Raw genomic sequence first — 10,590 nt, 5'->3', positions numbered from 1 at the left:
GTCACCGGGGCGAACCGGGGCATCGGCCGCGACGTGTGCGCGCAACTCGCCGCACGCGGCCACCGGGTGCTGCTCGGGGCGCAGCCGGGCGGCCGTCCTTACCGCCGCTGAGGGCGGAGCCGGTCATCCCTTGATCGCGGTCCACGCCTGGGTCCACTTGGAGTAGTCGACGCACTTGACGTCCTTGCGCCCGTCGAGGCACTGCGCGATCGGCGTCGTCCAGAAGTGCACCTGGGAGAAGTAGTTCTCGTCGGTGGCGTGGAAGGTGTCGCAGTGGGTCTTGACCGCGGTCTCCCGGCACGCCTTGGCGTTCGCCGGCGCCTCACCGAACCACTCGGCGACCTGCGCGTTCGCCTTGGGAGAGACGATCCAGTCCATCCACTTGTAGGCGCAGTTGGGGTGCTTGGCCTTCGCGCCGACCATCCACGTGTCCGACCAGCCGGTGGAGCCCTCCTTGGGCAGGGCCACCTTGACCGGGGCCTTCTCACCCTGCGCGAGGTTGGCGATGACCTGCCACGTCGTCCCGAGGACGGAGTCGCCGCTCTTGAACGCCTGGACCTCCTTGGTGTAGTCGGACCAGTACTCGCCGATGAGCCCGCGCTGGGTCTTGAGCAGCGCGACGGCCGCGTCGAACTGCTTCTGGTCGAGCGCGTACGGGTCCTTGATGCCGAGCTCGGGCTTGGCCGTCTTCAGGTAGAGGGCGGCGTCGGCGATGTAGATCGGCGAGTCGTAGGCGGTGATCTTCCCCTTGTACGGGGAGTTGGCGTCGAACACCGCGCCCCACGAGTCGGGGGCCGTCTTGACCTTGTCGGTGCGCCACATGAGCAGGTTGGCGCCGCGGCCGTGCGGGATGCCGTAGGCGACGTTGTTCACCGAGTTCCACGGCTTCATCTTCAGGCCGGCGAACACGTCGGCGTAGTTCGGCACCAGCCCGGTGTTGACCGGCGCGACCGTCCCGGAGGCGATCAGCCGCAGCGAGGCGTCGCCGGAGGCGGAGACCGCGTCGTACTCGCCGGTCTTCATCAGGGTGACCATCTCGTCGGACGTGCCGGCGACCTTGGTGTTGACCTTGCAGCCGGTCTGCTTCTCGAACGGGGTGACCCAGTCGACCTTGGGGTCGTTGGAGCCGTCCTCGGCGTACCCGGCCCAGGCGACCAGGTTGACCTGGCCCTCGCCCTGGCCGAGCGACTTCTGCATCGGCACCTTGGGAACCGGGAAGCCGCCTTGCCCGGCTCCGGTCGCCTTGTCGCCCGAGTCGCCGCCGCAGGCGACGGCCGCAAGTCCGATCGCCAGCGTCGCCGCGGCGGCGGCCGCCATGCGCGTGGACCACATGGGGAACTCCTTATTGTGGGGGTTTTTCGGGGGTTTGTTGGGGTGGCTCAGGGGGTGGGAGCCGGCAGGGAGCCGGCGCCCGACACGTGGAACTCGTGCGCCTCGTGCCAGCTGATCCGGACGCGCGCGCCGCGCCGGCCCAGCACGTCCATGGAGGAGGTCCGCAGGTTCTGCTGCAGCGCGACGACCCGGTCCCCCGACTCCAGGTCGATCACGAAGCGGGTGACCGCGCCGGCGTAGACGACCTCGGCGACCGTGCCGAGCGCCTGCCGGTCCCCCGCGTCCGGCCCGCCCGCCTCCCGGTCGCCGCCGTCCTCGTGGACGTGGATCTTCTCCGGCCGCACGCAGACGTCGCCGATGCGGTTGGTCGTCCCGACGAAGCCGGCCACGAACTCGGTGGCCGGACGCTCGTACACCTCGGCCGGCGTGCCGACCTGCTGGACCCGGCCACCGTCGAGGACGGCGATCCGGTCGCTGAGGGTCAGCGCCTCCTCCTGGTCGTGGGTGACGAACACGAAGGTGATGCCGGCCCTGCGCTGGATGCTCTTCAGCTCGACCTGCATCTCCTCGCGCAGCTTCAGGTCGAGCGCGCCGAGCGGCTCGTCCAGCAGCAGCACCTTCGGCTCGTTCACCAGCGCCCGGGCGAGCGCGACCCGCTGGCGCTGGCCGCCCGACAACTCGCCGGGGCGGCGCGCCTGCATCCCGTCGAGCCGGACGCTGCGCAGCGCCTCCAGCGCCCGCTCCCGGCGCTTGGCCTTCGGCACCCTGCGCACCTTCAGGCCGTACTCGACGTTGCGGAGCACGTCCAGGTGCGGGAAGAGCGCGTAGTCCTGGAAGACGGTGTTGACGTCACGATCGAACGGCGCGAGCCCGGTCACGTCCCTGCCGCCGAGTTCGATCGTTCCAGAGGTCGGGCGCTCGAACCCCGCGATGAGCCGCAGCACGGTCGTCTTCCCCGACCCGGACGGACCGAGCATCGAGAAGAACTCGCCGTCCCCGATGTCGAGGTCGACGCCCGCCACCGCCTCGACGGGGCCGAAGGTCTTGCGAAGATCGCGGATCCTCACCGCTGAAGCCGGCATGACCGAAAACATATGGAGTCAGAGGTTTAAGTTCAAGTGATGGTCCGGTATCACTGTGTCAACACCGGGAGGGGGCCCATGGACAGCGCGCACCTCGTCGTGTTCGCTCCCGTCGACAACACCGCGCGGGTGCACGCGGTCGTACGGCGCTTGAGCGACGCGATAGCGCTCGGCCTCCTCGCCGACGGCGAGCAGTTGCCCAGTGAGACCGACCTGTCGGCATTTCTCGGTGTTTCGACGGTCACACTACGCGAAGCGCTGATGGCCTTGCGTCAACAAGGGCTCATCGAGACCCGCCGGGGGCGCGGCGGCGGCAGCTTCGTCCGGGCTCCTGCCAGGGCATTCGATCTCGACGAGCGGCTGCGTTCGCTCAGCGCTGAAGAGCTCCGCGATCTCGGCGACCACTACGCCGCCATCGCCGGGGCGGCCGCGCGCCTCGCCGCCGGGCGGTCGCTGCCCGGCGACGTCCGGCGCCTGCGGCGGTCGCTGGAGGAGATGGCCGGGGCGGGCTCGGGCAACGGGATGTGCCGGCTGGACGGCCGGCTCCACCTGGAGGTCGCCGCCGCCTCCCAGTCCGGCCGGCTCACCCGGGAGGAGATCCGGCTCCAGGCCGAGATCGGGCCGCTGGTCTGGGCCGTGCACGAGCTGCCCGAACAGCGCGACCGCGTCGACGCCGAGCATGCCCGGCTCATCGAGGCGATCGAGGCCGCCGACGCGGCCGGAGCGCGCGATGTAGCTGAAAGTCACGTCTCGAATGCGGTAGAACGTCTGATTGAACGACGGCTCGCACTCTGAGACCCCGAGGGGGACCCATGCCCGCCGAGCCACCGGCCGTCGGCGCGGCGGCGGCACACGTCCGCGCGACCCTGGACGGCGTCTTCACCACCGTGGCGCAGGTGCGCGACGCGACGGCGCGGTGCCTGGAGGACGTCCACCGCGCCGGGCGCGCCCCCGCCCGCGCCGACCTCGCCGCGCTGCGCCCGCTGCTGTTCTCCCGTCTCGGCCCGATCGTCTGCGGCCTGGGGTTCATCGCCGCGCCGGGCCTGCTCGCCGACGCCGCCTGGTACCTGGAGTGGTGGCAGACCGGCCCGGCCGGGCGGCCGTCCCAGCTGCTGCGCGACCTGAACCCCGAGAGCAGCGTCCTGTACGACTACACCGACTGGGAGTGGTTCACGGAGCCGCAGGGCGGCGCCGAGAAGACCGTCTGCGGCCCCTACGTCGACTACCTGTGCAGCGACGAGTACGTCCTGACCCTGTCGGCGCCGGTGCGCGTCGGCGGGGCGTTCGCGGGCGTCGCGGCCGCCGACGTGTTCGCCCGGACGTTCGAGAACGAGGTCGTCCCGGCGCTGCGGGAGATCCCCGCGCCCGCCCTCGTCGTCAACGCCCCCGGCCGCGTGATGGCCTCCAACACCGCCAGCTGGCCCCCGGGCGCGGTGTACCGCGAGGTGCCCGGCTACGCCGCCCGCCCCTGCGGGGGCGGCATCGAGCGCATCGCCCTCGTCGTCGGCCGCTAGCCGCGCCCGGCACCGGTCCCGGGGTCAGTCGGCGTCGGCGAGACCGAGGGAGAAGGCCTGCTCGAGGTCGTGCTGGGAGTAGGTGCGGAACGCGATGTGGGTCTCGGTGCCGGCGATGCCGGGGACCTTGTTGATGCGGCCCGGGATCACGTCGTTGAGCTCCTCGTGGCGGCGCACCCGGACCATCACCATGAGGTCGTGGTCGCCGGTGATGGAGTACACCTCGCTGACACCGTCCAGCGCGGCGATCGTCTCGGCCACCTCGTGGATGCGCGCGACGTCGGCCTTGACGAACACGATCGCAGTGACCACTGCACCCCTCCCCCACAGAAACGGACGCTCCGACCCTATCGGGGAGGCCGGCGGCGCCGGCGCGAGGGACGCCCCGGTCCGGGCCGACCGTGGACGGCGGCGGGCCGGTCAGCCGCGGCTCAGCGCGGCCAGGCGGTGGGCCGGGCCGGCGCGGCGGGCCAGGAGCGCGAACACCACGCCCGCCACGAAGCCGTAGATGTGCGCGGTGTAGGCGACGTTGCTCTTCTCGTCGCCCAGGGACAGCCACTGCAGGACGAACCAGTAGCCGAGCACCACCCACACCGGCAGGCGGATGACGATGACGGGCGGCACCCAGCTGACGACGCGGCCCCGCGGGTTGAGGATCACGTAGGCGCCCATCACCCCGGCGATCGCGCCGGACGCGCCGATGAGCGGGACGGTGGAGCCGGGCGACGTCCACGCGAACCCGTAGACGGCGACGAGCCCGAACGCCAGGTAGGCGAGCAGGTAGCGCCACCGGCCGAGCCGGTCCTCCACCCCCATGCCGACGACGAACAGGAAGACCAGGTTGCCGAGCAGGTGCAGGGCGCTGGAGTGCAGGAACATCGAGGTGAACGCCGTCGTCCAGGGCGCCTTGCGGAAGCCTGCGGGCCCGCAGTCGTGCACGACCCCGGTCGGCAGCGGCTGCTGGTCGCCGGTGGTCAGCTCCTTCGGCACGGCGCCGTACTCGAACGTGAAGTGCGTCGCCTTGCACTCGCGGACCGAGCCGTTGCCGTACCAGGCGGCGAAGTTCGACATCGGGGTGAGGAGGAAGACCACCACGTTGACGGCGATCAGCAGGTAGGTCACCCAGGGAACGCGCCGCGCAGGCTGACTGTCGTAGAGAGGCAGTGCCATGCGGGGTCGTCCTCCGGTTGCCGGGTGTACACCGTCACCTTAGTGGGCGGCGGGGCCCGCGCCGGGCCCCCTCGGGCCGCTCGTAGCTCCGGTCGTAGGCCTTGTCGATCCACTCGCGCAGCCCCTCGGCGCCGTGCAGCGGGCACGTCCACGGGCCGTCGACCTCGACCAGGCGCACGCCGGGCAGGTCGAGCCAGCGCAGGACGCACTCCATCTCCTCGGCGGTCGCGCCCTGCGAGGGGGGCGCGCCGAGCGCCACGCCGCCGGGCGCCTCCCCGGAGGGCGGGAACACCGTCTCGGCGGTCGCGACGAGCGCGTCGACGTAGGGCCGCGGCCGGGCGTTCGGCGGGACGGTGCCGGCGGCGGCGAGCCGGCCGTAGCGCACGACCGACAGCTCCCAGCCGCCGTCGAAGGCGGGGCGGGCGGCCACGAGCTGGGGCAGCCGGGCCAGTGCCGCGAGCCGCTGCCCGCGCGCGGCGGCCCGGACGAACGCGGCGAGCCGGTCGCGCTGGGCGGCGGCCTCCTCGTAGCGCAGCTCGGAGGCCAGCCGGTCGATGCGGACCCGCGCGGCGGCCACGACGGGCCGCACGTCGCCCTCCATGATGGAGCGGGCCGTCCCGGTGTGGACGGCGTAGGCGTCGGCGGACTCGCGGCCGTCGCAGGGCGAGCCGCACCGGCCGAGCTCGGCGAGGGCGCACGAACGCGCCTTGCCGCGTTCCACCAGCCGGAGCGTCAGCCGCTGGGTGCACTGCCGCAGCGGCACGGCCTCGTGGAGCGCGGCGCGGGCCTCCTCGGCCTGCCGCCGCGAGGAGATCGGCCCGAGGTAGCGGGCGCCGTCGGCGCGGCACTCCCGCACGATGGACAGCCGCGGGAACGGCTCCACGGTCAGCTTCAGCCAGATCGCCCGCTCGGGGAACTTGGAGCGGCGGTTGTAGCGCGGCTTGTGCTCGGCGATCAGCCGCAGCTCGCGGACCTCGGCCTCCAGCCCCGTGGCGCACACGATGGTGCGGACGTTCTCGGCGAGGCCGACCATCTCCCGGACGCGCCGGCGCGTCTCCGAGCCGGTGAAGTAGCTGCGCACGCGCGAGCGCAGGTCGCCGCTCTTGCCCACGTACAGGACCTCGCCGGCGTGGTCCTCGAACAGGTAGACGCCGGGGGTGGAGGGGACGTCGTCGGCGAGGTGCCGCTTGCGGCGCTGCTCGGGGGTGGGCGCCTTGGCGAAGCCGCGCATCTCCTCCAGCGAGGTGACGCCGAACGAGCCGAGCCGCTCGATCAGGCCGTGCAGCACCTCCACGGTGGCGCGGGCGTCGGCGAGGGCCCGGTGCGTGGGCTCGTTGGACGTCCGGAAGAAGCGGGCCAGCGTGGCGAGTTTGCAGTTGGGCACCTCGTCGCGGGAGAGCACGCGCCGCGCCAGGTCGACGGTGTCGACGACCGCGAACGCGGGCCAGGCGTAGCCGTTCGCGGCGCACGCGGCCTTGAGGAAGCCGATGTCGAACGAGGCGTTGTGCGCGACGAGGACGCAGCCGCGCGCGAACTCCAGGAACGCCGGCAGCACCGACTCGATCCGCGGCGCGGCCGTCACCATCGCCGTGGTGATGCCGGTCAGCGCGGTGATGAACGGCGGGACGGGACCGCCCGGATCGACCAGCGTGCCGAGCTCGCCGAGCTCCTCTCCGCCGCGCACCTTCACCGCGCCGATCTCGGTGATGGCCGAGTCGGCCGCCGAGCCGCCGGTGGTCTCCAGGTCGACCACCACGAAGGTGACGTCGCGGAGGGGGGTGCCGAGGTCGTCCAGGGTGCCCTGGACGCCGTGCCCCTGGGCTCCGTGCCCCTGGGCTCCGTGCCCCTGGGCTCCGTGCCCCTGGACTCCGCGCCCTTGGACACCGTGCGCAGCCGTCATGTGCGCGACCGTAGAGGACCCCACCGACAGAACTTCGTGCCGCTAGGGTTGGGGGGCGCCGGGACGTCCCGCCGGGCGGGGGCCGCGAGGACGGGCGGGAGGCATCCCGCCGAGGGCCGGGCGCGATCCGTCCGATCGCACGTTCGCCCCGGTTAGGGCGGGGCGCGCTCGGGAACACACAGCCCACCGGCGGCGCAGCCCGGAAGGAGCGGGATCATCGACAGCGGTCCCGAAGCGACCCCCGGCGACGGGGAGCCCGCGGAGAAGCCGACCCGCCCGCTTCCCGAGGCCGTTCGGCAGGGCGTGGTGGAGGTCGCCGCCGAGCTGATCGGGTCGCTGCCCTCCGACGAGGTCCCCGTGCCGCTGCGCCGGTTCGCGCGGTTCGAGCGCCGCAAGCGCGCCAGGCTCGCGGGCCAGCACATCGCGGCGGTGCTGGAGAAGGACGGGGAGTTCCGGCGCCGGGTCGCGGTGCCGCTCCGGGAGGCGCAGGCCGACCTGGTGGAGGCGGTCGAGGGCGGGGAGGTGCCGCCCGCGGCCGACCCGGTGCGCGTCGCGGTGCTGGCCTACCTGCTGCGCCCCGCGGGCTGGACCGGGCTGGTGGAGTCCGCGCGCGAGGAGCTGACGCGCTCGGCGACCGCGTCGGAGGAGCAGGAGGCCGAGCGCCGCATCGCCGCGCTGAAGGCCGAGCTGGCCGCGACCCGCGACGCCCGCGGCGCCGAGCTGGCCAAGCTGCGCGCCGAGCTGCGCGAGACCAAGGCCGAGGTCGCGGACCTGCGCCGCAAGCTGCACGACGCGCGCACCCGGTTCCGGGCCGCGGAGGAGCGCGCCCACGCGGTCGCGGCGGAGACCGATCGCGAGCTCGCCGCCGCGCGCGAGTCGACCGCCGCGTCGGAGAAGGAGCTGCGCAGGCTGCGCGCCCGGGCCGTGCGGGCGGAGGAGGCGGCGGAGACCGCCAAGCGGGCCGCGCGCGAGGGCCGCAACGTCGACGACGTGCGGCTGCGGATGCTGCTGGACGCGCTCGTGGACGCGGCGCAGGGCGTCCGCCGGGAACTGGCCCTGCCCTCCACGATCGGCCGTCCCGCCGACGCGGTGGGCGGTCTGGAGCCGGACCGGCTGGCGCACCGCGCGCTGCCCGGCCGGGCCCTGTCCGACAGCGACCCCCAGTTGCTGGACCGCCTGCTGACGCTTCCGCAGGTGCACCTGGTGGTGGACGGCTACAACGTCACCAAGACCGGGTACGGGGAGCTGCCGCTGGCCGACCAGCGCAGCCGGCTGCTTTCGGGGCTCGGCGGGCTCGCCGCGCAGACGCGCGCCGAGGTGACGTGCGTGTTCGACGGCGCGGAACTGGACGCGCCGGTCGCCATCGCGGCGCCGCGCGGCGTGCGGGTGCTGTTCAGCCGCCCGGGCCAGACGGCCGACGAGCTGATCGGCGAGCTCGTGCGGGCCGAGCCCCCCGGCCGGTCGGTGGTCGTGGTGTCGTCCGACCGGGAGGTCGCCGACGCCGCGCGGCGCGCCAGCGCGCGTCCCTGCCCGTCCTCCCTGCTGCTGCGCAGGCTGGGCCGCTCCTAAGGTGCCGATAAGGCTCCGATAAGGCAAGCCTCGCCGTAAGTGATCATGTCGTCACTAAAAGTGGACAATATACACAGATGTCAATCAAAGAGTGATGAATCGGTTGTGACAGCTGTTGCCCCTCGCTAATGTCGGCGGCTGACGTCGTTGACGAGAGGGGCGAAACCGACCGTGGCCAATGATCACATCGGGGCACCGGCGCAGCGGCCTGGCCGCAGGGCAGGCTCTGCGGGCAGAGGCGTCTCCCGTCGCCTGGCGGCCGTGGCCGGCCTGACCGTGGCGGTCTCCCTGACCTGCTCCCCGGTGGTGGCGCACGCCGAGCCCAAGCCGACCCGGGCGCAGGCCCAGAAGGCGCTCGACAAGCTCAACGAGAAGATGGACCAGAAGGTCGAGCAGTTCAACCAGAACCGCGAGAAGCTCAAGGTCGCCAAGAAGAAGTTCGACGCCGCGACCAAGGCGAGCAAGCAGGAGCAGGCCAGCTTCGAGGAGCAGCGGTCCAAGATCGCTCAGATGGCGGCCACCGCCTACAAGAACGGTGACTCGGCCGACGTCACCGGCTTCGTGGGCAGCAAGGACCCGCAGTCGATCCTCGACCAGGCCGCCGTCTTCTCGCACCTGTCGCAGGAGCGCAGCTCCCAGCTCACCCAGTTCCTCGCGACCGCCCAGCGGCTCCGCCGCGAGCAGTCCCAGGCGAAGTCCGCCTACGACGAGGTGAAGTCGAAGCAGGACGAGCTGAAGAAGCAGAAGCTCGAACTCGACAAGCAGGTGAAGAAGCAGAAGGCGATCGTGCGCCGGCTCAGCCCGAACACGCCGTCGGGCTCGGGCGGCCCCGGCGGCGGCACCGGCGGCACCTACAACGGGCCGGCCAGCGGTCCGGCCCGCGCGGCGCTCGACTTCGCCTACGCCCAGCTCGGCAAGCCCTACTCCTACGGCGCCGAGGGCCCTGGCTCCTACGACTGCTCCGGCCTCACCATGAAGTCCTGGGCCGCCGCGGGCGTCGGCATCACCCGCACCACCAACTCCCAGTACGCCGCGACCAAGCGGGTGGCCAAGAGCAACCTCCAGCCGGGCGACCTGGTGTTCTTCAGCAGCCTCGGCCACGTCGGCCTCTACGTGGGCGGCGGCAAGATGATCCACGCCCCGCACACCGGCGACGTCGTCAGGATCGCCGACATCACCTCCGGCTACTACCTGAGCAACTACTACGGCGCAGGGCGCCCCTGACGCACCGCCCTGACACCCCCGCCCCGCGGGCGTGACGGAGCCTCATCGACAACGGACCAGGCCTGACCTGGTCCGTTGTTGTTTTTGGGGGGGTTTGCCTTCCTTTGGGGTTTTGGTACCTTGTCACCACTCACGGCGCCCTCCAGACGCCGCGGCCCCGCGGCGCCCACCCGGCGCCCCGGCCCCACGCGGCGCATCCAGCACCCGCGTGACGGCGGCGCGATCCACGTGCCGCTCCCCCAGGGCGGCACGCCCCACGTGCCGTCCCGCGGCGCCCGAAGGCGCCGCACGGTCTCGACGCAGACCGGCCTGTCCCGTCCACCGTGCGCACGCTCGCAGCGTGCATGGCGCTGAGCGCGCAGCCGCGGTGGCGTACACGGGGCAGATCCCCGGACGGTCCCGGAGACGGGCCGCCGTCCACCCACAACATCAGGCGCCGCTCGTTCGCACGCGGGAGACAGGTCCCGCGCCGGGCCCCATCTCGCCCCCAGGATCGCAGCGGCAGCGCCGAATCCGCTTCAGTGCGGAACCGGGGACCCATATCCGCCGGGGTTCGGACAACGTCTCCGAACGGGCATTCCGGCACCCGGGGTGAATCGGCGCGTCTCTCTCCGCAGTCCGGTGAGAGCCGCCGTAGGGCCACTTCCACGCCCGAACCCGTCAGCTAACCCGGTAGGCGTCTGGAAGAGAAGGAGTGAATCCCGCAGCGTTACCTGGGGCGTGGCCGCGCGTGCACGAGACGTTCTTCAACTGGGGCGAGCTCACCGGCGCGTTCCCGGACGTGCTGCGCGGCTTCTGG

General features: G+C 72.6%; 9 protein-coding genes and 1 riboswitch. Of the genes, 4 read left to right on the top strand and 5 right to left on the bottom strand.

What is annotated here, in order from left to right; genetic code table 11:
- Positions 1-123: 123 nt before the first annotated feature.
- Both AB0H37_RS44580 and AB0H37_RS44575 read right to left on the bottom strand, forming a co-directional pair.
- On the bottom strand, positions 124-1,332 hold the full coding sequence (locus tag AB0H37_RS44580) for an ABC transporter substrate-binding protein (protein WP_329093357.1): 1,209 nt from the start codon (positions 1,330-1,332) through the stop codon (positions 124-126).
- 47 nt (positions 1,333-1,379) lie between these two features.
- Complete coding sequence (locus tag AB0H37_RS44575; RefSeq protein WP_360618786.1) at positions 1,380-2,414, bottom strand: ABC transporter ATP-binding protein; 1,035 nt, start codon at positions 2,412-2,414, stop codon at positions 1,380-1,382.
- A 78-nt stretch (positions 2,415-2,492) separates the two neighbouring features.
- Between AB0H37_RS44575 and AB0H37_RS44570 the strand changes: the two genes are divergently transcribed.
- Positions 2,493-3,209 (top strand): FCD domain-containing protein, encoded by a 717-nt coding sequence (locus AB0H37_RS44570; protein WP_329093361.1) that lies wholly within the window; start codon positions 2,493-2,495, stop codon positions 3,207-3,209.
- Positions 3,210-3,226: 17 nt separating this feature from the next.
- Complete coding sequence (locus tag AB0H37_RS44565; protein WP_329093363.1) at positions 3,227-3,928, top strand: hypothetical protein; 702 nt, start codon at positions 3,227-3,229, stop codon at positions 3,926-3,928.
- A 24-nt stretch (positions 3,929-3,952) separates the two neighbouring features.
- Here the strand turns inward: AB0H37_RS44565 and AB0H37_RS44560 are convergent, their stop codons facing one another.
- The 3 genes from AB0H37_RS44560 to AB0H37_RS44550 form a co-directional block, all read right to left on the bottom strand.
- Positions 3,953-4,240, bottom strand: coding sequence for an Lrp/AsnC ligand binding domain-containing protein (locus tag AB0H37_RS44560; protein ID WP_179833738.1), 288 nt, complete (start codon positions 4,238-4,240; stop codon positions 3,953-3,955).
- A gap of 108 nt (positions 4,241-4,348) precedes the next feature.
- Complete coding sequence (locus AB0H37_RS44555) at positions 4,349-5,098, bottom strand: rhomboid family intramembrane serine protease (RefSeq protein ID WP_360618784.1); 750 nt, start codon at positions 5,096-5,098, stop codon at positions 4,349-4,351.
- Between the two features lie 34 nt (positions 5,099-5,132).
- On the bottom strand, positions 5,133-6,998 hold the full coding sequence (locus AB0H37_RS44550) for a DEDD exonuclease domain-containing protein (RefSeq protein ID WP_360618783.1): 1,866 nt from the start codon (positions 6,996-6,998) through the stop codon (positions 5,133-5,135).
- A 303-nt stretch (positions 6,999-7,301) separates the two neighbouring features.
- On the opposite strand from AB0H37_RS44550, the gene AB0H37_RS44545 reads away from it, so the two are divergent.
- Together AB0H37_RS44545 and AB0H37_RS44540 are read left to right on the top strand one after the other, a co-directional pair.
- Entirely contained in the window at positions 7,302-8,567 is a 1,266-nt protein-coding gene (locus AB0H37_RS44545) for an NYN domain-containing protein (RefSeq protein WP_329093369.1), read from the top strand.
- Positions 8,568-8,828: 261 nt separating this feature from the next.
- Positions 8,829-9,791, top strand: a complete 963-nt coding sequence (locus AB0H37_RS44540) for a C40 family peptidase (protein WP_276530287.1) — start codon at positions 8,829-8,831, stop codon at positions 9,789-9,791.
- Between the two features lie 495 nt (positions 9,792-10,286).
- Positions 10,287-10,485: riboswitch (cyclic di-AMP (ydaO/yuaA leader) on the top strand.
- Positions 10,486-10,590 lie beyond the last annotated feature (105 nt).

The sequence above is a fragment of the Actinomadura sp. NPDC023710 genome, assembly GCF_040639875.1.
GTDB classification, from domain to species: domain Bacteria; phylum Actinomycetota; class Actinomycetes; order Streptosporangiales; family Streptosporangiaceae; genus Spirillospora; species Spirillospora citrea.
Note: the sequence above shows the minus strand (reverse complement) of the source record. Positions and strands in the feature narration are given on the sequence as shown.